Genomic DNA, 21,820 nt, shown 5'->3' with positions numbered 1-21,820 from the left:
AGATGAAAGCAACTGATAAAGCACTGCCGGTCTGGCTGGCGGTCACCGCTGAGAGCGCCGTCGTGACCCTCTCGCGGCCCAGCGATGCCAACGGGATCAAGGTCGATACGTTGACCTTGCGGGCCCCGGCCGTGCGCGAAGTACGGGCGGCCGACCGTGCCTCTAACGGCGATGACGAACAGCGCGAGCTGATGTTGTTCGCGGGCTTGGCCGAGGTCGGCCTGAAGGATCTGGAAGGTCTGAAGCTGGTGGACTATCGCCGTGTCCAGGCGGCCTATTCGCGCTTGGCGCCCGATACCGATTACTCGACTGAAATGCCGGCGTGGTTGTCGATCACCACTGACAACGTGCTGGTCACGCTGTCGTGCCCGAGCCAAATCAACGGCGTCACCGTCGATAAGTTGGCCTTGCGTTCCCCGACCGTACGCGACGTGCGTTCGGCGAATCGTGAGGCGGGCGGCGATGACGAGCAGCGCGAGCTGGTGTTGTTTGCCGAGTTGGCCGGTGCGCCTGTCGCGGATCTGGAGGGCCTGAAGCTGGTGGATTTCAACCGCTTGCAGGCCGGTTATTTTCGTATGGACCAAGACAACGGGGTTTGATCCCGGCGTCATAAAAATGGCCGCGAAACGTCTGGCGGCGGAAACCGGATTTTCCGCCGCTGAGATTCTGTCAATGCCGTTTGCTGAGATGGTGTGGTGGCTCACGGATTGAGCCGCCTTCGGTAAGGCTGTGCAAATGGGGGCCATGACATGGCGAACAAACTCGCCCTCGGGCTAGTGATCGGCGGCGCCGTCAGTTCGACGGTCGGTGCTGCGTTCAAGGACGTGACGGGGCGGATCAAGCGCCTTGAGGCAGAAGGCAACAAGGCGCGTGTGCTGCAGCGCACGATTGGCGACACCATTCGCCTGCGCGATGAATGGAAAAAGGCCCACGACAGTGGTGCTGCCGGGGCGTCCAAATTGCTCAGCCGGTTGAACTCCAACCTCGACAGCTTGAAAAAGCAGGGGGTCGAGGTCGGCCGTCTGGAGAAAGCCTATCGTTCCATGGGGCAGACGGCCAACAAAGCCGAGCTTAAAGCCAAGGGGCATCAGCAGCTTGATGCGGGTAAAGCTGGCATGAAAAGCGCGGTCGGCGCCGCTGTCGTGGGTGTCGGTGTGCTGGCCGTTCCGACGAAGGTCAGCGCGGACTTTGGCGCCATTGTTCGTGACATCGCGATCAAGGCCGGCATTGCCAATAAGCCGCAAGAACAGCAGATGTCGCGCAAGATCATCGACACTTCGCGTGACACCGGCATGGCGCGCAACGACGTCGCCGACGTGGTCAACCAGTTGGTTGGCGCCGGTATGGAGTTGAGCAAGGCCCTGGAATATGCACCGGTCGCGGCCAAGTTTGTCGTGGGCCAAGGGTCGAACGGTGTCGATACGGCGAAGATGATCAACGCCTTGGGGCAAAACGCTAAGATCACCGACCCCAAGCAGATGCAGCAGGCGTTGGAGGCAATTGCCTATCAAGGGCAGGCGGGCAGCTTTGAAGCTGCCGACATGGCTAAATGGTTCCCTGAGCTGTTGGCCAACATGGGCAGCCTGGGCATCACTGGCATGGATGCGGTGACGCAGCTGGGTGCCATGCTGCAAGTGCAGATGAAGTCTGCCGGCGGCGCCGATGAGGCGGCCAACAACCTCAAAAACTGGATGGGCAAAATCGGCTCAGGCGAAACCGTCAAGGCGTACGCCAAGGCCGGTATCGACTACAAGGGCTCGATGCAGACCGGTTTGCAGAACGGTATGTCCACGCTGGAAACCAGCATGGCGTTGGCTCAGAAGTACATTCAAGCCACTGATCCCAAGCGTGCGGCTGCGATGGCCGAGGCGACAGCGAAGATCAGCAAGGAATCCGATCCGGAGAAAGCCAAGGCCATGATGGCCTCGCTGGAGGAATCCTTGCGCACAGGCGACCTGTTCGCTGACATGCAGGTCAAGGCCGCGCTGTCTGCCTATATGCAGAACAAGGCGCTGTACAGCCAGCTGAAAAACGATTCCCGCGATGCCACTGGCATCCTCGACAAAAACCTCAGCGAGCGGCGTGAGGCGTCGTCGCAGAAGTGGGCCGAGATGGCTCAGTCGATGGATGACGCCATGCGCAGCGTTGGGGACGCCCTGCGCCCGGTCACGGATACCGTGGCGGAAACGCTGACCCGAGTCACCAATGGCATTACCTCGCTGTCTGACAGCGCGCCAGGGGTGGTGACGGGTATCGCGGCGGTTGGTGGCGGGTTGATTGCGCTCAAAGGCCTGTTTAGCTCGTTCAAAATCGCCAAAGGATTGCTAAACGTCGCGAGGGGCTCGTTGGGCGGCAAGTCCGGCGAAGTGCAAAAAGTCTTTGTGACCAATGCCGAGGACGGCAAGGGTGGCGGTGATGATGGCGAGCCCAAGGGCAAGGCCGGCAAGGCGTTGTCGCTGGTGGAAACCGGGCTCAAGGCGGTGGCGGCTTTCAAGGGAACGCCAGTTGATGGCGGCGACGAGGCGGATGGCGATAGCGACAAGAAGCCTGGAAAATTCGACCTGATCGCGACTGGCCTAAAGGTAGTTTCGCTTGCTAAAGACGCTGTGTCTGGCGACGACGACGGCGGGGCGGGTGGTGATTCTGGGGCGGGTGACGACAGCGTCAAGAAGGTTTTCGTCGTTAACGCGAGTGCAATGGGTGGGGGCTCTGGAGGGCCAGGCGAAGCACGCCGGCGTGGTCGAGGTTCAAGGCGTAACCCCGCGCGCCGTCGGCCAACGCCACCTCGGGCGGGTGGTCCGCCACGGCCTCCGGCCCCACGTCCGCCAGCGCCACGGCCTCCGGTGCCGATCCCACGGCCACCTGTGCCGATCCCGCGTCCGCCGATTCCACCGGTACCGGTGCCTAGCGGCGCGATGGCCAGGCTTGGCGGGGTAGTGCAAGCAGTCGGTAAGATCGGCAAAGCCGCCAAGATGATACCCGGGGGCTCGCTGATGGAGGTCGGCGCCATGGCCTTCGACACCTATGAAAACGCCAAGACCAAGGACGAACAAGCCGAGGGTTATGGTGCGGCCGCCGGAAATCTTGCCGGCACTATGGCCGGCGCTGCTGCAGGGGCCGCTATTGGCTCAGTGGTGCCGATCATCGGCACCGCTATCGGCGGGCTGGTGGGCGCTTACTTGGGCAGCATGGGGGGCTCTGCGCTGGGCGGCGCAGCGGGTAAGTCGTGGTTTGGGGGGGATGACGAAAAGCCCGCTCCACCGGTAACGCCGTTGCTGATGGCGCCTCGGCCGGGGCCAGCTATTCCAGGCCTGGCCACTATGGGTAAGTCATTCAACGGTGCGAACGGCTCAGGTTCGCTGCTGATGGCTACGGCACCTCAGGTGCCGGCGATGGGGGATGCGGCTCGCTCCCTGGCAGTGTCTGCGCCGACCAAGTCGGCCGCTGTGGCAATTCAGCCGAAAGAAATGGAGAAGCCTGCACCGGCCAAAGTGGATCAGAAGTTTGAATATTCACTGAGCATGCCGGTAATAGTGCAAGGGGATGTGAAAGACCCGCAGCGCCTGGCGCAAGACCTCATGCCGCACATGCGCTTAATGATGGCGGATGCGGCGAAACAAAACGCTGCGAAGCTATACGACGAACCGCACCTGTAAGGAGGGCTCCATGGCTTACATGGAACAATTGCTGTCGGGCCTCAAGTACTTGGTCGAAGCTGGGGAGGCTGGACGGCGCAGTGCCGACGGCATGCTGGGGCCGGTCAACAGCGCCATTTCGGAATTAACCGGCGCCGCGTCCGAGCTGGAAAATATCCCGTTCGTGGGGCCGAGTGTCGGCGCCAAGCTACAGCGGGTAATGCGTGGCGTGGATGCAGCACAGTCCAAGGTCGGCCAGGTAGTAGCCGTGTACGGCCGTGCAACGCGGGCGGCCACCGAGGTGCAGGAGCGAATGGGTGCGCTGAAGGAACAGGCGGGCAAGGCTGCAACGGCGATCAACAAGATAGCCGGAAACGTCAGCCCGTCGCTGGCCAACATCGTGCCCACCAGTGCGTTTGCCACGGATGCCACCCCGGCGCCGGAAGCGGTAAAGCCGTTCCCGCACTTGCTGATTATCCAGCCCCGTGACCCCATGGAGCAGCCCTACTACTTCAATCTGGACGCGGCGGCCTTCGACGAACTTAGCCGCTCGACCGAATTCCGCTGGGCCTCACAAGAGCGCCTGTCGCGCCGCCCGGCGCAGCAGGCCGTAGGCGTGGGAGACGAAAAGTTAACGCTCAAAGGGACGATTTACCCGGGCTTCAAGGGCGGGCTTAAGCAGCTAGACACATTGCGCACCATCGGCGCCAGGCTTCAGCCGCTGACCCTGACCACGGGCTATGGCGAGGTGATTGGGACGTGGTGCCTGAAGACCATCGCCGAGGAACAGGGCGCGTTTTTGCACGGCGGGATTCCGCGTAAACAAGGGTTCACTCTGGAGTTTGTGCGCTATGGCGACGACATGCAGAACGTCTGATGGCGACATGCTCGATGTCATTTGCCATAACGTTTATGGCCATCTGAGCGGCAGTACCGAAGCGGTGCTGGATGCCAATCAGGGGTTGGCGGATGAACCCCAGCCCTACCGCGCCGGCGTGGTGATTTATCTGCCGGATCTGCCCAGCCCAACCGGGGAAGGGGTCAGTTTGTGGGATTGACCTCGGGCGTTGCCGTCGGCCAGTTGCGTTACGCGTAACGGCCCTTTGTTTGTTTTTTACCCCGCCGTGTGCGGGCTTTTTTTTGGAAAAAATCCATGACCCCCATGTTTCGAATCGTGGCCGATGGCGCCGATGTGACGGCCAAGATCAATGATCGGTTGTTGTTGCTGCGCACCTCGGACAAGCCCGGGATGGAGTCCGACGAGTTTGAGTTGCGCATTGATGACCGCGACGGCGAGGTGCAACTGCCTCGGCGTGGCAGCTCGATCGAGATCTACCTGGGCTATGCCGAAACCTCCTTGGTGCGCCTAGGGCGTTACGCGGTGGACACGGTCGAGGTGTCGGGTCCGCCGGACACCATCGTGATCAAGGGCAAGGCCAGCGACATGCGCGGCAGTGGCAAGAGCATCCGTAGCGGAAGCTGGGAAGACGTGCCGCTGTTGGCGATCGTGGCCGACATTGGTGCGCGCAATGGCTGGCAGCCGGCGTGTCCGGTGGCGACGAAAGTCGCTCGGGTGGATCAGCTCAACGAATCGGATTTTAATTTCATCACGCGCCTGGCCAAACAGTACGACTGCACGGCTAAGGTGGCCGACGGCAAGCTGTTGGTGATGCCCCGTCAAGCGAGCCAGACGGCCAGCGGCAAGGCGTTCGGCGCGATCACCCTGACGAAGAGCGACCTCAGTCGCTGGCAGTTCAGTCTGGGCGATCGCAACTCGCACAAGGCTGTGGCGACCAAGCACCAGGACAAGAAGACCGGCAAACTCGCCATCGTCACCGTGGACAACGACGACGCCCCGGATGGTTTGCCGGCGGTGCATACCGATCGGCATATCTACCCGAACAAGACCGCCGCCGAGTCGGCCGCCAAGGCGCGTTTGGCGGCGTTCAATCGCTCGACCGCTGACGTGCGTTTCGAGATGCCCGGCCGGACTGACATCTTTGCCGAGCGGCCGATCAATGCCCAGGGCTTTAAGGTCGGCCTCGATGGCGAGTACCTGGCGGATTCGGTGGAGCAGGTGTTTACCCAATCCGGCTGGTCGACCACGGTCGAGTGCAATGCCGGCAAGAAAGGCAAGTCACAAAGTAAGAAGAAGAAAGCTAAACCGCCGCTGAAGGTCGTGAGCGTCAACGCGCCTTAACGCATTCCGTTGCCGCCATCGAGCGGGTATTTTTTGCCTGGAGAAACCCATGCCCATCACCACGCAGCAACTGCTGCAGATCCTCCCGAACGCCGGCCAAGTTGCCGGCGTTTTTGTGTCCGTTCTAAACACGGCCATGAACCACTACCAGATTGTTGGCTTAAAACGCGTGGCGGCTTTCATCGCCCAGATCGGGCATGAGTCTGGCCAGCTCAAGTACGTCAGAGAAATATGGGGCCCAACCAAGGCTCAGGCCAAATACGAGGGCAGGGCAGACCTGGGCAATACCGTGGCGGGTGACGGCTCCAAGTACCGCGGGCGTGGCCTGATCCAGATCACTGGCCGGGCCAACTATGTAGAGTGCGGCGAAGCCCTGGGCCTTGACCTGATCAATCACCCGGAGCTGCTGGAGCAGCCGCAACACGCGTGTATGTCAGCGGCGTGGTTCTGGGCGAGCAGGGGGCTGAGTACGCTGGCCGATGCGGGCAAGTTCGACACCATCACTCGGCGCATCAATGGCGGGCAGAACGGCGCGACCGATCGTCAGGCTCTGTATGACAAGGCGTTGAAGGTGTTGGTGTGACAGTCGATGCGTGGAGGTTGGCCAGCCTCGGGCTTTCGTTGGTATTGCTGTTTACGCTGGGCGCCGCTGGCGGGTGTTGGCTGGCTGACCGTCACTACCGGCCACTGCTCGATACCGTAAACACGGACTTGGCCACAGCCAAACTGGCTCGGGACAACCTTGAAACCCTGGCGGGTGAGCAGAGTAGAAAATTGGGTGAGCTGGTTACCGCGAGTGATGAACGAGCAAGGCAAGCAGCTCAGGCCGTCGCGGATGCCAAGGAGCTGGCCAAGCCTGATTACGCCGCGGCGAATCGACTGCTGCAGGAGCGGATTGGTGGTGATCCTGCTCAGGCTGCTGCGGCGATCATTGATCAGGAGTTAGGGCTATGAGCTGGTTGACAGAATCGTCCAGGAAGACAAATTGGTTGACGCGGTCTTTGTCAATCAATTGGACAGAAAGCAACATTCTGTCAACCAGTGGCGGGATTTCGTTAAGTAAGTTGGCTTGCATGTTAAGTAAATCAGTATTTTTGTCCAAGGGACTGGCGGCAGTGGCATGCCTGGTCCTGCTGACAGGGTGTGCGACTGAAGGATCCGAGGTGCGTATCGTGCGAGTTGAGGTGCCGGTGCTGGTTCCGTGCAAGACGCAAGAAGTCACCGCTCCATCATGGGCGTCAGCCGGGTTAAAGAAAGCTGACTCGCTGGAGATGAAGGTGAGGGCGCTGCTGGCTGAGCGTCGGCAGCGGATGGGGTACGAGCGGGAGTTAGTTGCAGTGGCGGCGGCCTGCCGTTGAGTCAGGGCGCTAATTTTCGGGACCTACATTCGTGGTCGCAAAAATCAACATGCCCTCAACTCATGTAGGAAAAACGGAATAGGACTTATCTGCCAGCCAACGCAAAAAGCAAAGCCCCGGAGGTTCGCGGCTCCAGGGCTTCTATTTTCGCCTCCATCCCTTAATGTCGGACGAACGTGGCGCCGAGATTACCAGCGATGTTCCTATTATTCACTACTGCGATAGGTGGATTGCGCTTGGTCGGCAGGACGCCGAGGAGAGGGCTAACGGGCTGAGCGGCACTCTCATGTACTGATGTATCTAGGGCTATTCGGCTGCGACGAGCGGCGATCGGAACAGTGAGCATTATGAGGCAGCACGAATAGCGAGATGGGCCTATTCTTCAGGGGTGGTTTGACGCGCATTCAGCGACAGCTACTCCTATGACAGGCCATTTTGTAATGTCAGTGACTTATCTGCCATTGGTGATCTGGAACAAGCATTGGGAGCTCGACGGCTCTCGGGTGCGATGCCGATATTGTCTGCGCGCTCAGGAGCTCACGGATACCAGAAGCTTTGTTCATGCCCTTGGGTGTGAGGCTTGGGGGCTGCAAGCTCAATACCCTAGTCGTGATCTGGAGACCATTGTGGGGCATAAAATTCGCCTGGGGCTGTTTTGATACGAATTAGGAGTGGTCTATTTTGGTTCGGCAGGACGCCGGAGATGGGCTAAATAGGCTGCGTGACTTTTGCGTGACTCTCTCACGAACCTATATGTATCTATGGCTATTCGATTGCAGCGAGCACCAGAGATAGCGGCCATGTTTAAAGGGTTTGCAATGCCATTGCGGGCATGGGGTGCTAGGGGTCGAGTGTTCGAATCACTCCGTCCCGACCATATTCTGTAAGGGGATCAAGTACTTAGGTACTTGATCCCCTTTCTCGTTTCTGGCCTGCGCAAAACTGGCGCAATATGGGCGCAAAACTAACCGGTAATTTCGCTGATATTCAGGTCCGGAATCGCATCCGACCAGATCACATCGGCGTGGTCTTTCTGGTAGTTTTTGGTCATGGTCTCGCTGGCATGGCCCGCAATGGCCTGGCCATCTTTTCCGGCTTTTTTGTACAGGTGCAGCGACAGCGCGCGCACTTCGTGGAAGCCCGGCATTTCTTCTTCTTTCCAGTCTGCGTAACAACCCGCCAAGTCCCGAGCATCTTTGAAGGCTTGGGTCAGGTACCGCTCTTCAATCTTCGTCCAGTGCTCTTTTGTCTGGGCCTGTTTCTGTAGCAAGCGCGTCGGTTTGCGGTGTATCAGGTACGGGGATGCCACGCTGTCTTTGCATCGATTGATAACGGCCTGCAGTTCGTCGGTCACGACGAATCGAATCCAGGCGGCATCGCTCGCTTTTGCTGTCTTCTTTTGTACCAGGTACAGGAAGCCGTCGCGCACTCCGTCAAAGCGCATGTCCAGGATGTCGGTACGTCGTTGTGCGGTGATCAGTGCCAGGTCTATGGCATTGCGCAGCCAGGCAGGCGCTACTCTTCGGATGGCTTTTATCCCTTCGATGGTGTGGCGCTTGCGTTTTTTCTTCTCTATGCGGGTGATGGTGCTCAATGCCGGGTTGTCCGGGCATATGCCTTTGGAGGCCGCATGATTGAAGATATCAATCAGCAAGGCACGGCATTGGTTGGCTGTTCTGGGAGTTAGGCTGTCCAGTAACTCAGCGATCATTCGTATCGAGATTTCATCGACGGCCTTGCCTTCAAAGTACTTTCTGAAACGTCTGAAGTGAACGGCGTACAGCTCGAGTGTGCCCTTGGCCAGCTCCCGGGGTGGCAATATCTCAGTTTCGTATTTGTCCAGAAAGCCTGAAAAAGTACCGGATGGACTGCCCATGACAGAGCGGACCAGGTCGGCGCCTTGCATAAAGGCCAGGTTGAGTTGTTTTGCGGCCTCGATGGCCTTGATCCGGTCGGTGCCCAGCTGCAGCCCCTGAGCCTGACCACGGGTTACGGCGACGTACTGGGCAACTGGTGCCTGAAAACCATTGAAGAAGAACAGAGCGCCTTCCTGCAGGGCGGCATCCCGCGCAAACAAGCCTTTACCCTGGAGTTTGTACGCTATGGCGACGACCTGCAGAACCGCTAGCGGCGACGTGCTCGACACGATCTGCCAGAACTACTACGGCCACCTCAACGGCACGGTTGAAGCCGTGCTCGATGCCAACCAGGGGCTGGCGGATGAAGTGCAGCCGTTTCGGGCAGGGGTGATGATTGTCCTGCCGGATCTGGTGGTGCGGAGTGAGAAGGGGGTGATTTTGTCGGGGTAGTAGGGGCGCTTCGGTCAGTTGGTCACGTCAATTTGCTCTTTGAAAGCCAGCATCGCGGCGCTGACACGGGCCGATTCGCTGGCATCCAGAAGAGCGTCCCCGCACGCCGGGCAGAAGTCGCCCATCACCGCCGCTATCGAGGTGGATTCATTCCTGTAGGAGCAGGGCAGGTCACGGGTTTCACGCACCAGCGAAGTGACACCGCAAACAGGGCAAATCATTAACGTTGATGCTCTTGCACATACTGCTGCAAGGCTTGATCCAGCCGCGTTTGCCAGCCACTGCCGCCAGCCTTGAAGTAGTCCACTACCTCGGGTGAAAGACGCAAGGTGACCCGCTCCTTGACCGGCGCTTTCTGCGGACCGCGCTCGCCACGGCGGCGCACGGTTGCCTGTTCAAAAAAGGCGTCAACAGCTGCCGGATCATTGGGGTCATACAGCGCCCCGGGCTCCCGCGCGATGGGCGCATCGGCAGCCGCTTCGCGTTTGACCCGTTCCCAGTCAGTCTTGCTGGAGGCTTGCATAATACTTTCTCTCCTGTTTTGACGCGCGGCGCAAAGAAATTGCGCGGATGTCCTGGTCGCGTTCAACGTAGACGAGCACAAGGACGATACCCACGATCTTGACCATCGCCACGTCCATCAACCGGTGTTCACCCTGACGCGGCGAGCAGAACGTGATCTTGTTCGGCGCGTGGTACACCAAGCCTGCATCCGCCAGATCCAGACCATGCTTGGCAAGGTTGGTTTGGCGTTTGGCTTCGTCGAAAACGATCATTATTTTATCGTACTCACAAAAAAATAAGCAGGCAAGCCGTGTCTGGCGAGAAAGAGACCGATGGCGCGTAGCAAAACTAGCTTTTTTTAGAGCCTTTTAAACCTGCCTCTAATCCGTGTTTTATGTGGGACTTTTCCCGGCAGGAGTCTGCATGACCCTAACCTTCCGCATCGTCGCAGACGGTGCCGACATCACCGTGCTGATCAATGACCGCCTACTGTTGCTGCGCACCACGCACAAACCCGGAATGGAATCCGACGATTTCGAGCTGCGCATCGATGACCGCGACAGCGCGGTGTCGCTGCCCAGTCGCGGGGCCAGCATTGAGGTGTTTTTCGGTTACAGCGGCGCCTCGGGCGTTACTCCGTGGACGAGGTCGAACTGTCCGGCCCACCGGATACCCTGGTGATCAGGGGCAAGGCCAGCGACATGCGCGGCAGCGGCAAAACCACCCGCAGCGGCAGTTGGGAAAACGTCAGCCTGGCCAGCATCGTCAATGACGTGGCCGCACAAAACGGATGGCAGTCGGTGTGCCAACTGCCCTGTAATCCTCATGCCGTTGGGACTTTCTAACGGTCACAACGGTTTTTGTTTGGGGTGGCCGGGGTAGGAGGATCTTGCTGGTTAACCATGTAGGTATAACTCTCTCCTGCCGGATAGGGGACTGTGGGGGCGGTCAATACGTTATAGAGGTCAGGCCTACGGTTGATGAGGTAGCTGGTTTCGGGAGGTTGCGTACTTGGAAAGTCGCAGATAATACAATCGGCAATGAGCAAGGTGTCTTCATTACGTACCGCCTTGACCAATGCTGAACCATAAGGGTCGCAGATGATGCTGTTGCCGGTGTACTGCAATACCTGTGTTTGGACGCTGCCTTCAACGCTATATTCCCAGCTTGCACGATTTCCATAGCTGCAGAAGTTCTGGTTGTGAAGTGCGTTGGCGGGAATGCAGTGTAAGGCAATATCAGGGTAGGGTTCGGTTTGCCCGGAAAGCATTGAAACGGGTGCTGCTGTTGGTATGACCGTTAATAGAGCGCCATTCAGGGCCAGGCAACGAGCAACTTCGGGGAATTCGGCGTCATAACAAATGGCAATTCCTACAGGAAATCCATTTATATCGAATATTCGATAAGGATTTTGGAGTGGGTCGTAGCCGGATTTTTGCATGTTATACGCAGGGGCTCTAAACCAACTGTATTCTTCTGTTCCCCACAGGTGTGTTTTGAATTGGACGCCAAGTAAGGTGCCAGTATGATCAATTACCAGGGCGGCATCATACGTTCCGGGATTTCCCGCAGGGTCGACACCTTGATAGGGAAGTGGGCAAATAATCGCCATGTTGTATTTAAAGGCCAACGCTGAGATCGGACCGCCTGTTTCATAAAAGTGATGCTCAAGCAGGTAGTGGGCTGTAGCTGCGGCAGTATCGGCAGATTTCAGTTCGTAGCCTGACAAAAAAAGTTCAGGGAAACTGATGAGCTGGACATCAAATTTAGCGGCTAATGAACAGGCTGTATTCATGGTGTCTAAGTTGAACGTGATGGCTTCTTTAATGGTGCTGGCTGTTGCTACCTGGCTCGGGCCTTGCGCAAGTGAGTAACGGATTCCCTTGTTTTTGGCAGGGGGGGTTAATTGACGCAGATAAGTTTGAATCACTGGTGTATAGGGCTTGAGAGTCGTGTTTTTTTGCATGGCAACATTCCATGTGTCGACTGCTGTACGATGGTGGTGTTCGGTGGAGACCAACTAAAGGTGTTTGACATGAGTGGCTAGCAACCGCGGGAGCCTATATATGCATAATGCGCTCTGTCCACCTGCAAGAGTTGTTGTATGTTAGCGTTTTGCATGTCGACATGCTTGCCCCTGGCATCCAGGTTACTGATTGCCTTGGCAATGTCGCGGTGTAAGATAGTCAGCTTGTCATAGGACAAGTCCTGGCGAACGACGACGCGCATGGCGAGTGGGCCGTCTGGTGTTTCGCTGCTGGTGTAAGGCAGGTGGTAGGAGGGCAGTTTCCATCCGCGCTTTTCAAGCTCTTGAGATAGATCCGTTAATGTCCATGCCATTGGTCCCGTTCTTTTGTCGATCCACACCACAATCGGAAACAAATCGGTTTGACTGATGGTCTGCAAGTGGTCTTGGGTGCCACTATCAGTATTGATCAGTTTAGCAAAATAATTGGCATTCGACATGCAGTTGTCGATGACATCTTGATAGCCTTTTTTGCCAAAACGAATCAGGTTGTAATAAGCGGCAATTACCATTGCACTGCCGCGAGAAAAATTGACGGTATAGTCTTTGAACGCAGCACCCAGGTAGGTGACGTTATAGATCAGGGCAGGGTCCACAACCTGTTCATCTTTGAACACCAGCGTTCCGACACCAGGGTATACCAGGCCGAACTTGTGGTTGGATACGTTGATGGACCGAACCTGCGGCAGCCTGAAATCCCATAAAAGCGTCGGGCTTGAGAATGGCAGGCAGAATCCACCACTGGCGGCATCAACATGCATGGGAATATCCATGGCGTCTTGAGTGCCTGCGAAGTTTTTTGACCTCAAGCTGACCAGAACATCATTGATGGCTGACACTGGATCGGCCGAACCTGTAAAGGTCGTGCCTACAACTGTTCCTACCACAAATACCAATTCGGCAGGAGTTTTCAACGCGAGGATTGCTTCATCTGTAACGGGATCAAAGTCGCAGGCCTCGACGATCGTTTGTGCAAGGGCCTGGTGCTCCGGGTTTATATTTGGAAGGGTAAGCAGGCTTGCGAGGGGTGTGTTTAGAAACGCACTGATATCTTTTTCGCTGAGTGTGTATTTGTTGTCTGCCAGGTTGAACAACAGGGCGTCAGTGTTGAAGTACAGGCAATATTTATTCCAGCAGGTGTGGATGTCACGCGCGGCAAGTAAGAAAGGTTTGTCTTTGCGGTAATACCCCTGTGGGTAGCCTTCGGGGTTTTTGGATTTTCTGGCTCGCCACAACTTTGTCCAGGCATAACGATGGGCAATCATGCCCAGCATGACCGCTTCAGAATAACCAATAGTTGGGGTGCCAATGAACCCGTTGGGGGTCGTGGCTGGTGTACCATGGTACCAAGACTGGATCATGCGGGCGACGCGATCACCCATTTCAGCTGTCAGTGGATACTCGGACTTGTCGATAAATACCTTTCCTAGGCTCTGTACGTAAACCCAAGAAATACGATTTTCTGTAAAATACACCGCCATTAAAGCCAGGAGGCCAAGATGGCAAAGCGGTATGAACTCCCCGACGCAGCCTGGGATCTGGTTGCAGATATCTTCACCAAAAATCAGCGCACCGGGCGCCCTCGGGCCGATGATCGCCTGATGCTAAACGGTATTCTCTGGGTGCTTTGCTCTGGCGCAGCCTGGCGAGACATGCCCGAACGATTCGGCCCTTGGTCAACGATCTATCAACGGTTCCGGGGATGGCGTGATTGCGGAGCTTTTGATCAGATGCTCAAGCGTCTTCATATCCGATTGAATGAGCAGGGTTTGATTGACTTGGAAACATGGATGATCGACTCCACTGCCGTACGAGCAACCCGGGCCTCATCAGGTGCCGGGAAAAAAGGGGATTTGAAGAACCGCAAGACCACGCGCTCGGGCGCAGCCGGGGTGGCCTGACGACCAAGATTCACATGCTGTGCGACGCCAATGGTGTGCCTCTGCGTTTCCTGTTGTCAGGCGGACAAGCCAGCGATATAGCCTATGCCCAACCGCTACTCGATCAGGCTTGCATACCCAGCCTGCGCGGTCGCCCACGCAAGCGTTGCCGCTGGTTGCTGGCTGACAAGGGTTACGACGCTGAAGCGCTGCGCCAGTATTGTGATCGTTATCGCATGCAGCCAGTCATTCCGTTGCGAAGCATGAAGCGCAAAACCAAGCCAGGATTGCCTCGACTTTTTGATCGCCCCAAATATCGGCAGCGCAACATCATCGAACGCATGTTTGGCTGGCTGAAGGAGAACCGTCGCATCGTGACGCGCTTCGACAAGCTCGCAACAAGTTTTGCGGCGATGGTCTCATTGGCCTGCGCTATGCGGTGCTTGCGACAATACTTTACGTACAGAGCCTAAGGTGTCATGGATAATGGCATCGATTTCCTGCTCCATATAATCAGTAATATATGAGCCTAAATCGGCCGAGTTTCTGGCGTCCATGTCCAGTTCATCGCTTATCAGTCGTTGAGCCGCGAGTGGACTCATTGGTAAATCTGGAATGGTCTCTGATGGGGTCGGTACCGAAAATGCTTTCTGGCCATAGGTTGGAGTCAGATAACTCTCGACAGCTACTTGGGTTGTAGCAGATGTTTTGCTTTTAATGGGGTTTTCAATGCCATTTTTCATTTCCGTACTCCTTGTGTGGAAGTCAAAGTCTGGTATCAGTCGTGTGTTGTAGTTTTTTTGCCTTGTCGGTTGTACTGATCGACCAGCGTATTGTGACGGAACTGGACTCAAGAAGTTTCCGCGCTCCGTGTGGCTTATCTCTTTGTGTAATGAAGGTCTTGCCTTTCATTACGCACTATCAATATAAAAGTCCGATGATTTACGTCTGGTGGAGTGTTCGGTAATTGCCTGAAAAACCATAAATCACCCCCTGGGGTTGATTCATGTTCAGCGTCGTGCCGAAATCTGCTGCGGCGCCAAAAAAGCATCGTGGAAATAGTTACGAAATGCCTGCATGGCAGGGCTGAAATCCCGCTCGCGGTGCCACGCAAGGCCCACGCTCATGGGGGGCACCTTGTCGGTGACGGTGAGTGTTTCGATGCGTTTGCCTTCCAGTGACCAGGGGCGATGCACCAGGTCCGAGAGGATTGCTACGCCGCTGCCATTGGCAACCATGCTGCGCACCGCTTCAACTGAGCTGGTGCGCACCCGAACATTGGGTTTTTGCTGGGCCTGCGTCCAGTAACGCATCGCGCTTTGTTCTGCTTCATCGACGGTCAGCAGGATATAGGGTTCCTTGGCCACCTCGGCCAGGCTGACCGCCGGGTGTTCGCACAGGGGGTGATGGCTGGGCAGCCACAAGCGGCGTTCTGAGTTGAACAGGGTCTCCGAGACGATAGCCGGATGGGTGAGGTTGGCGATGAGAACTACGGCCATGTCGAATCGCCCGTCCAGCAAACCCTGTTCGATGGCGGTGCGCTCTTGTTCGTGAACTTCGATGGTCACCTCCGGATGCCAGTGTTCAAGTCGTTGCAAATGGTGCGGCAAGAAGTAGCCAATCACGGTATAGCTGGCCGCCAGGCGCAACACGCCACTGGCGCGCATGTCGGGCAGGGGGCTGTTCAAGGCATCATCGACGCTGCGCAAAATCACATAGGCTCGGTTCAGAAAATGCCGGCCGGCATCGGTCAGGCTCATGCCCTGCACCGAGCGCTGGAACAGCAGGGTGCCGACGGTGCTCTCCAGTTCCTTGATGGCCGTGGTCACTGCCGATTGGGAGATGTTCAAGTGAATCGCCGCTTGAGAAATTTGCCCGATTTCAGCGGTGGCGACGAAATAGCGAACCTGGCGCAGGGTCAGAGACATGGGCACTCCGGGCGAACAGCCCTCTGTTTTTCAGAAGACATCCTATCGATTAATAGAACTTTCCATGGGATCTGGGGGAATCTAATTTAGCGTGCATGCGGTCACAAGAGCCAGGAGCAACTGTCATGCATACAGTGGATTTCAATTCGGATATGGGTGAAGGCTTTGGCCCCTGGACCCTGGGCGACGGTGTCGACAACGCGCTCATGGGGCTGATCAGTTCGGCCAATATCGCCACCGGCTTTCATGCGGGCGACCCCGGTACCATGCGCCGCACTGTCGAGCAGGCCAGGCTTCGGGGTGTGGCCATCGGCGCACATCCGGGCTTTCGCGATCTGGTCGGTTTCGGCCGTCGGCATATCCACACATCCCCACAGGAGCTGGTCGACGACGTCCTCTACCAGTTGGGAGCCCTGCGTGAAATGGCCCGCGTGCAGGGCGTGGCCCTGCAACATGTGAAGCCCCACGGTGCGCTCTACATGCATCTGGCTCGGAACGAGGAGGCGGCCCGTTTGCTGGTGCAAAACCTGCAGCGTCTGGAGCCTGAGCTGTTGCTGTACTGCATGCCTGGCTCGGTGATCTGGCGCATTGCAGTGGAGCTGGGCCAGCCGGTTATCCGCGAGTTCTATGCCGACCGCGACTACGACCTGAGCGGTTCGATCGTCTTTACCCGCACTGTGCGTGCCCATGACCCGGTTCAGGTCGCCGCACGGGTGCTGCACGCCTGCCGGGAGGGCGTAGTGCGCACAGTGGAGGGCGAGGATCTGGTGATTGAATTCGATTCCATTTGCCTGCATAGCGACACGCCAGGGGCTCTGGCGTTGGGGCAAGCCATTAGGGGTGTACTTGAGGGGGCCGATATCAGGGTTCGTGCCCCGCGCTGACGTTCTACAGACCTGTTTTTGCCTGCCTTTCCAAAACAATTACAAGAGAAACAGACATGGCTGAGCACACTGTAATCACTCAACTACCCGGGATGTTCTATCGCAAGGCCTCTCCTGAATCGGCAAGCTTTGTCGAGGAGGGCGCGCATGTCAGTGCCGACACGGTGATTGGCCTGATTGAAGTCATGAAGCAGTTTTGTGAATTGACCGCTGGAACGGCCGGGCGTATTAGCGCCTTTCTGGTGCAAGACGGTGATCCGGTGGAGCCGGGCCAGGTCATTGCGACACTCGACGATGAGTGAGGGCGGATCATGACTCAAGGCATTCGCAAATTACTGATCGCCAACCGTGGTGAAATTGCCGTGCGGATAATTCGCGCCGCCCACGCGCTGGGGATACCCACTGTTGCTGCGTGCAGTGAGGCCGACCGCGATTCGCTGGCCGCACGCATGGCTGATGAAGTCCATGTTCTGGGCCAGGCGCGGGCGGATAAAAGCTACCTGAATATCAAGGCATTGATCGGTGCCCTGAAGGTCACTGGCGCCGATGCGGTTCACCCCGGTTATGGCTTTCTCTCTGAAAATGCAGATTTTGCTGAAGCGGTCGTCGCGGCAGGGGCGATTTTTGTTGGCCCCAGCCCCGACACCATCCGCCGCATGGGCGATAAAGCCGAGGCCCGCCGCACAGCACAAGCTGCTGGCGTACCCGTGGTGCCGGGTTCCCCAGGTGAATTGATTGACGTCGACTCGGCGCTCAATGTAGCCGAGTCCGTTGGCTTTCCCTTGTTGATCAAGGCCTCGGCCGGTGGTGGCGGGCGCGGGATTCGGCTTGCGCAAAACGCCCCGCAGTTGCGTGATGAGTTCCCTCGGGCCCAGCGCGAAGCCCTGGCGGCGTTTGGCAATGGCGGGGTGTATCTGGAGCGGTTTATCACCAAGGCCCGGCATATTGAAGTGCAGGTGTTGGGTGACGGGCAGCGCGCGGTACATCTGTTTGAGCGCGAGTGCTCGTTGCAACGTCGCCGGCAGAAAATCTTTGAGGAAGCGCCATCTCCTGTCCTTGACCAGCAGCAGCGCGAAACGCTCTGCGCCAGTGCAGTGCGTCTTGCCGAGTCGCTGGGTTATAGGGGGGCGGGCACTCTGGAATACCTGTATGACGACACGACGGGCGAGTTTTTCTTTATCGAGATGAACACACGCATTCAGGTCGAGCACCCGGTCAGTGAATTGATCACCGGTATCGATCTGGTCCAGGCCATGTTGCGCATTGCCGGTGGTGAGCCTCTGCAGTTCAAGCAAAGCGATATCCAGCTCAAGGGCACCGCGTTGCAAATGCGCCTGAATGCCGAAGACCCGGCGCGGGATTTCTTTCCTTGCCCGGGGCGGGTGGAGGAGCTGATCTGGCCGCAAGGCGCGGGCATTCGCGTCGATACGCACCTGTATCCAGGCTACCGCGTGCCGCCTTACTACGATTCGTTGCTGGCCAAACTCATCGTGCAGGGTGCCGACCGCACTGAAACCCTGGCCAGGGCTCTCAGGGCAGTGGAACAGACCACCCTTGGCGGAATGGCCAGCACCCTGCCTTTGCATCGCGAACTGTTACAGCAACCGTGGTTACACCGTGCCGATTTTAATACGGGAACATTGGAGACCTGGCTAGTCGAACGCCGCCGTGGAGGTGAAGCATGAACCCCTCCATCCGCTACAGCTTTGGTGCCGACGAGCACTTGTTTGCCGAAGTCAGCGAAAGCATGTCCCTTGAGGCCTTCTTCAAGGGCATGGCGGTCACCCGTGCGGTCGAGCAACTGGCGCTCGATGGCGTGCTGGATGTGTGCCTGGCCAACGCCTCGTTCCAGATTCGTTTCGACCCGGATCGCATCGCGCCAGATGCCTTGCTGCAAGCCGTGCAGAATGCCGAGGCCGCGGCTGTTGCCGAGCGCACGCTACACACGCGGATCATCGAAATTCCGGTGCTGTACAACGACCCCTGGACCCATGAAACCCTGATGCGTTTTCGCGATCGGCATCAGGACCCGAGCGTCACGGATCTGCAATACGCCGCACGGATCAACGGCCTGGCCGATGTCGATGCATTTATCGCCGCCCATAGCGGTGCACCGTGGTTTGTCTCGATGGTCGGTTTTGTTGCCGGGTTGCCGTTCATGTTCCAGATGGTGGAGCGCGAGCGGCAGTTGCAGGTGCCCAAGTACCTGCGGCCACGCACGGATACACCTAAGCTGACCCTCGGCCACGGTGGCTGTTTTGGCTGTATCTACTCGGTGCGCGGTGCCGGGGGGTATCAGATGTTTGGCGTCACGCCGGCACCGATCTACGACCCTGAACAAAAGCTGGCTTACCTGAAGGATCACATGGTGTTTTTCCGCCCGGGGGACATCGTGCAATTCAAACCGATAGACCGTGAGGCCTATGACCAGGCATTGGCCGATGTGACGGCTGGGCAGTTCGACTTGCGAATGCGGTCGGTGGAGTTTTCGCTGGATGATTTTCTGGCCGACCCGGTCGGGTATCCCAGGAAGCTGCAGGAGGTGTTGGGATGATCAAGGTACTCAAACCCGGTCTGGCTACCTCGGTGCAGGATCTGGGCCGCGAAGGCTACTACCACTTGGGCATTCCGCCTTCCGGTGCGCTCGATCAGTACGCCTTGCGCGCCGCCAATCATCTGGTGGGCAACCCCCTTGGGGCGGCGGCGCTGGAATGCACGCTGTCGGGGCCGGAACTCGAATTCGCCCAGGATGCGCTGGTGGCCGTGTGCGGCGCGCACATGACTCCCCGGCTTGATGGTGAGCCCATGCACGCCGACACAGCGTTCGCGGTGAGAGCCGGGCAAGTGCTGCGCTTCGATTTTCCCACGGCAGGCGCCCGCGCCTATCTGGCGGTGGCCGGTGGCATTGATGTGCCGGTGGTGCTCGGCAGCCGTTCAACCTATGCCCTCGGTGCACTGGGCGGGGTTGCGGGGCGACGCTTGCTCGCGGGCGACCAATTGACGGTGGGCATTGCCAGCGGCCACAGCCGTGCCGGAGCCAGCCTGCCCATGGCGTTGCGCCAATCCCTGGGCGGTGAAATCACCCTGCGCGTGGTGCCCGGTTTGTATTACCACCGCTTGAGCGAGGCAGCGGCGCAGAGTTTTTTTGCCGAGCCCTGGACCGTCGGATCGGAGGCCGACCGTATCGGCTATCGCTTCAAGGGCGCCAGTGCGCTGAACTTTGCGCCGCGTGAGCAACCATTCGGCGCCGGTTCCGATCCGTCGAACATCGTCGACAGTTGCTACCCGATCGGTTCGATCCAGGTTCCCGCAGGGCTCGAGCCCATCGTGCTGCACCGCGACGCCGTGTCCGGTGGCGGCTACGCAATGATTGGCACGGTGATCAGTGCCGACCTCGACCTGATCGGCCAGATGCAACCCAACCAGAAGGCCCGCTTTGCGGCGGTGACCCTCGAAGAAGCGCTGCAAGCGCGGCGTTCCTATAAAAAGAAGCTCAGTTGCCTGAGCAGGCTGTTCCCATCCGGTGCGGAGAAATTAACCCGCGCTTGAACCTTTGATCCGTTTTGGAGTTCTCCGCTATGGCCGCTTCAACGCAATCGAATCAAACCGAATACAACCCTGTTCATGAGCCTGTCCCAAGCCAGGCGCGGATGGGCCGATTGTCCCTGACCATGGCGTGGTGGGCGGTGTGCAGCGCCATGTTCTATATCGTGGTCGGTGCGTCGTTGGCCTTGTCCTTTGGTGCACGCAATGCGCTGATCGGCATGTTGCTGTCAGTGATCAGCTACGGGCTGGTCAACAGCGTGCTCAGCCGTTTTGCGATCCGTAGCGGCTTGTCGGTGGCGTTGTTTTCGCGACTTTTGTTTGGCAGTACTGGGGCGTGCCTGGCGACGTTGATCTTCTTCTCGACCGCGATTTATTACGCGGTGTTCGAAGGCTCGGTGATCGCGGTGGCGCTCAATCACCTGTACCCGCAACTGGCCTATCCCGTGGCCGCGCTGGTGGTGGTGCTGTACAGCGTGCCGTTGATCCTGGGCAGCGTGCAGCACTGGCTGGACAAGTTCAACGGCGTGCTGCTGCCGGTGTACCTGGGTGGCTTGCTGGTGGCGGTCGGGTTGTCGATCAGCCGCTATGGCTACCAACCGCAATGGCTGGATTTCGGCCCGGAAACGCCGAGTGCTTTCGGTTGGTGGGACTGTTTTGTGGCGTACATGGGCGTGTGGATATTGATGCTGTTCACTTTCGACTACGCCCGTTTCGGCAAGACGGAAGACGCCGGGTATCACGGCCGTTGGAACTTCGGCATGCCGTTCTATGCGGTGACCTTCCTGCTCAACGGCGCGGCGGGCATCTATTTGGTCAGCAGCATTCCCCATGAGGGAGCGCTGAATGAAGTCTCGGTGGTGCTGGCGATTTTGCAATTGATGGGCCTTTGGGGGCTGTTGTTTGTCTGGGCCACGCAAACCCGGATCAATACGGCCAACTATTACTTGGCGACACTGAATATGCAGGCGTTCTTTGTGCGCTTTGGCCTGCGCGGTTCCTACCTGATGTGGGCGCTGGTGGTGGGAGTAATCGTGTACGTCCTGATGCTTGCCGATGTGTTTGGCTACCTGCTAAAGGCCCTGGCCTATCAAGGGATTTTCGTGGTGGCCTGGGTGGGTGTGGCATTGGCGCAGATTCTTTATGGGCGCAGTGACATTGCAGCGCTTGATCGGGTGCCGGCATTCAACCCGGCGGGTTTGACGGCTTGGTTTGGCGCCTCGGCCCTGGGGCTGGCATTGATGTTTGCCGGGGGCAGCGTGAGCAGCTTCAGTGCGCCACTGACGGCGATCGTTGCGTTTGGGTTGCAGGCGGGATTGTCCCATCTGAACCGGTTAGGCACAGAGTCGTTAGAGTAACTGTAACCCGACCGGAGTATAGGCATCATCCTGCCTGGAGGGCTGCAGGTGATGCCCTCCGTCGCTTGGGATGATGGTTTGCAGCAGGGTAACCGTCCGGGCATCCCGTCTTGCGTAATACAGTCGGTTGCCAATTATGTGGGTAACGTTCGGCAACGTCATCTAAGAGAGGGGGCCTGACTTGGCTGACAGCCT

The 21,820-nt window shown here is 58.0% G+C and carries 22 protein-coding genes and 5 pseudogenes; 19 read left to right on the top strand and 8 right to left on the bottom strand.

Annotated elements, in window-relative coordinates:
* Positions 1 to 2 precede the first annotated feature (2 nt).
* The 9 genes and pseudogenes from BFC21_RS27535 to BFC21_RS07860 form a co-directional block, all read left to right on the top strand.
* Positions 3 to 275: pseudogene (locus BFC21_RS27535) on the top strand (phage tail assembly protein); the annotation flags it as partial.
* 39 nt (positions 276 to 314) lie between these two features.
* Positions 315 to 599, top strand: coding sequence for a phage tail assembly protein (locus tag BFC21_RS27530; RefSeq protein ID WP_256557651.1), 285 nt, complete (start codon positions 315 to 317; stop codon positions 597 to 599).
* A gap of 150 nt (positions 600 to 749) precedes the next feature.
* Positions 750 to 3,656 carry a phage tail tape measure protein gene (locus BFC21_RS07890; protein WP_120265906.1) on the top strand — a complete coding sequence of 969 codons (2,907 nt, stop codon included), beginning with the start codon at positions 750 to 752 and terminating at the stop codon, positions 3,654 to 3,656.
* Between the two features lie 10 nt (positions 3,657 to 3,666).
* The gene (locus tag BFC21_RS07885) at positions 3,667 to 4,512 is read left to right on the top strand and encodes a phage tail protein (protein WP_120265905.1); all 846 of its coding nucleotides are present in this window, start codon (positions 3,667 to 3,669) and stop codon (positions 4,510 to 4,512) included.
* Positions 4,487 to 4,693, top strand: coding sequence for a tail protein X (locus BFC21_RS07880; RefSeq protein ID WP_120265904.1), 207 nt, complete (start codon positions 4,487 to 4,489; stop codon positions 4,691 to 4,693). Before BFC21_RS07885 ends, BFC21_RS07880 begins: the two co-directional genes overlap by 26 nt.
* Positions 4,694 to 4,788: 95 nt before the next feature.
* A complete protein-coding gene (locus BFC21_RS07875; protein ID WP_120265903.1) occupies positions 4,789 to 5,835 on the top strand; it encodes a phage late control D family protein in 1,047 nt (348 codons plus the stop codon).
* Positions 5,836 to 5,884: 49 nt separating this feature from the next.
* Positions 5,885 to 6,418 (top strand): glycoside hydrolase family 19 protein, encoded by a 534-nt coding sequence (locus BFC21_RS07870; protein ID WP_120265902.1) that lies wholly within the window; start codon positions 5,885 to 5,887, stop codon positions 6,416 to 6,418.
* Positions 6,415 to 6,789, top strand: coding sequence for a hypothetical protein (locus tag BFC21_RS07865; RefSeq protein WP_256557638.1), 375 nt, complete (start codon positions 6,415 to 6,417; stop codon positions 6,787 to 6,789). Before BFC21_RS07870 ends, BFC21_RS07865 begins: the two co-directional genes overlap by 4 nt.
* A 119-nt stretch (positions 6,790 to 6,908) precedes the next feature.
* Entirely contained in the window at positions 6,909 to 7,193 is a 285-nt protein-coding gene (locus BFC21_RS07860; protein ID WP_120266696.1) for a hypothetical protein, read from the top strand.
* A 964-nt stretch (positions 7,194 to 8,157) separates the two neighbouring features.
* Here BFC21_RS07860 and BFC21_RS07850 read toward each other — a convergent pair.
* Positions 8,158 to 9,159, bottom strand: a pseudogene (locus BFC21_RS07850) (tyrosine-type recombinase/integrase); the annotation flags it as partial.
* Here BFC21_RS07850 and BFC21_RS07845 point away from each other — a divergent pair.
* A pseudogene (locus tag BFC21_RS07845) lies at positions 9,127 to 9,321 on the top strand (phage tail protein); the annotation flags it as partial. The pseudogenes BFC21_RS07850 and BFC21_RS07845 sit on opposite strands and share 33 nt — an antisense overlap.
* Positions 9,296 to 9,502 carry a tail protein X gene (locus tag BFC21_RS07840; protein ID WP_120265899.1) on the top strand — a complete coding sequence of 69 codons (207 nt, stop codon included), beginning with the start codon at positions 9,296 to 9,298 and terminating at the stop codon, positions 9,500 to 9,502. The pseudogene BFC21_RS07845 and the gene BFC21_RS07840, both read left to right, overlap by 26 nt.
* 14 nt (positions 9,503 to 9,516) lie before the next feature.
* Here BFC21_RS07840 and BFC21_RS07835 read toward each other — a convergent pair whose 3' ends face one another.
* Genes BFC21_RS07835 through BFC21_RS07825 form a run of 3 tightly spaced genes read right to left on the bottom strand, consistent with a single transcriptional unit; the run spans position 9,517 to position 10,278 of the window.
* Positions 9,517 to 9,723 (bottom strand): type II toxin-antitoxin system MqsA family antitoxin, encoded by a 207-nt coding sequence (locus tag BFC21_RS07835; RefSeq protein ID WP_120265898.1) that lies wholly within the window; start codon positions 9,721 to 9,723, stop codon positions 9,517 to 9,519.
* Positions 9,723 to 10,025 carry a BrnA antitoxin family protein gene (locus BFC21_RS07830; protein ID WP_095003553.1) on the bottom strand — a complete coding sequence of 101 codons (303 nt, stop codon included), beginning with the start codon at positions 10,023 to 10,025 and terminating at the stop codon, positions 9,723 to 9,725. The genes BFC21_RS07835 and BFC21_RS07830 overlap by 1 nt, the downstream gene beginning before the upstream one ends.
* On the bottom strand, positions 10,003 to 10,278 hold the full coding sequence (locus tag BFC21_RS07825) for a BrnT family toxin (protein WP_120265897.1): 276 nt from the start codon (positions 10,276 to 10,278) through the stop codon (positions 10,003 to 10,005). Before BFC21_RS07825 ends, BFC21_RS07830 begins: the two co-directional genes overlap by 23 nt.
* A gap of 151 nt (positions 10,279 to 10,429) precedes the next feature.
* Here BFC21_RS07825 and BFC21_RS07820 point away from each other — a divergent pair.
* A pseudogene (locus BFC21_RS07820) lies at positions 10,430 to 10,812 on the top strand (phage late control D family protein); the annotation flags it as partial.
* Positions 10,813 to 10,847: 35 nt separating this feature from the next.
* On the opposite strand, the gene BFC21_RS07815 reads toward BFC21_RS07820, so the two are convergent.
* Together BFC21_RS07815 and BFC21_RS07810 are read right to left on the bottom strand one after the other, a co-directional pair.
* Positions 10,848 to 11,972: a nitrilase-related carbon-nitrogen hydrolase gene (locus BFC21_RS07815; RefSeq protein WP_120265896.1), complete on the bottom strand. Its 1,125-nt coding sequence runs from the start codon at positions 11,970 to 11,972 to the stop codon at positions 10,848 to 10,850.
* Between the two features lie 77 nt (positions 11,973 to 12,049).
* On the bottom strand, positions 12,050 to 13,513 hold the full coding sequence (locus BFC21_RS07810) for a pyridoxal-dependent decarboxylase (RefSeq protein WP_120265895.1): 1,464 nt from the start codon (positions 13,511 to 13,513) through the stop codon (positions 12,050 to 12,052).
* 18 nt (positions 13,514 to 13,531) lie between these two features.
* On the opposite strand from BFC21_RS07810, the pseudogene BFC21_RS07805 reads away from it, so the two are divergent.
* Positions 13,532 to 14,385: pseudogene (locus tag BFC21_RS07805) on the top strand (IS5 family transposase).
* Here the strand turns inward: BFC21_RS07805 and BFC21_RS27150 are convergent.
* Both BFC21_RS27150 and BFC21_RS07800 read right to left on the bottom strand, forming a co-directional pair.
* On the bottom strand, positions 14,332 to 14,655 hold the full coding sequence (locus tag BFC21_RS27150; RefSeq protein WP_162939296.1) for a hypothetical protein: 324 nt from the start codon (positions 14,653 to 14,655) through the stop codon (positions 14,332 to 14,334). The pseudogene BFC21_RS07805 and the gene BFC21_RS27150 sit on opposite strands and share 54 nt — an antisense overlap.
* Positions 14,656 to 14,922: 267 nt before the next feature.
* Positions 14,923 to 15,840 (bottom strand): LysR family transcriptional regulator, encoded by a 918-nt coding sequence (locus BFC21_RS07800; RefSeq protein WP_086797662.1) that lies wholly within the window; start codon positions 15,838 to 15,840, stop codon positions 14,923 to 14,925.
* A 125-nt stretch (positions 15,841 to 15,965) separates the two neighbouring features.
* Here BFC21_RS07800 and BFC21_RS07795 point away from each other — a divergent pair, with 125 nt between their 5' ends.
* The 6 genes from BFC21_RS07795 to BFC21_RS07770 are packed head-to-tail and all read left to right on the top strand — an operon-like array spanning position 15,966 to position 21,625.
* A complete protein-coding gene (locus BFC21_RS07795) occupies positions 15,966 to 16,724 on the top strand; it encodes a 5-oxoprolinase subunit PxpA (RefSeq protein ID WP_120265894.1) in 759 nt (252 codons plus the stop codon).
* 56 nt (positions 16,725 to 16,780) lie between these two features.
* Positions 16,781 to 17,026 carry an acetyl-CoA carboxylase gene (locus tag BFC21_RS07790; RefSeq protein ID WP_095003574.1) on the top strand — a complete coding sequence of 82 codons (246 nt, stop codon included), beginning with the start codon at positions 16,781 to 16,783 and terminating at the stop codon, positions 17,024 to 17,026.
* 9 nt (positions 17,027 to 17,035) lie between these two features.
* The gene (locus BFC21_RS07785; protein WP_120265893.1) at positions 17,036 to 18,409 is read left to right on the top strand and encodes an acetyl-CoA carboxylase biotin carboxylase subunit; all 1,374 of its coding nucleotides are present in this window, start codon (positions 17,036 to 17,038) and stop codon (positions 18,407 to 18,409) included.
* Positions 18,406 to 19,278 carry an allophanate hydrolase subunit 1 gene (locus tag BFC21_RS07780; protein ID WP_120265892.1) on the top strand — a complete coding sequence of 291 codons (873 nt, stop codon included), beginning with the start codon at positions 18,406 to 18,408 and terminating at the stop codon, positions 19,276 to 19,278. The genes BFC21_RS07785 and BFC21_RS07780 overlap by 4 nt, the downstream gene beginning before the upstream one ends.
* Complete coding sequence (locus BFC21_RS07775; protein WP_120265891.1) at positions 19,275 to 20,273, top strand: biotin-dependent carboxyltransferase family protein; 999 nt, start codon at positions 19,275 to 19,277, stop codon at positions 20,271 to 20,273. The genes BFC21_RS07780 and BFC21_RS07775 overlap by 4 nt, the downstream gene beginning before the upstream one ends.
* A 29-nt stretch (positions 20,274 to 20,302) precedes the next feature.
* A complete protein-coding gene (locus BFC21_RS07770; RefSeq protein ID WP_120265890.1) occupies positions 20,303 to 21,625 on the top strand; it encodes a cytosine permease in 1,323 nt (440 codons plus the stop codon).
* The last annotated feature ends 195 nt before the right edge of the window (positions 21,626 to 21,820 follow it).

This window comes from Pseudomonas sp. TMW 2.1634, assembly GCF_001703595.1.
In the GTDB taxonomy this organism is placed as follows: domain Bacteria; phylum Pseudomonadota; class Gammaproteobacteria; order Pseudomonadales; family Pseudomonadaceae; genus Aquipseudomonas; species Aquipseudomonas fragi.
Note: the sequence above shows the minus strand (reverse complement) of the source record. Positions and strands in the feature narration are given on the sequence as shown.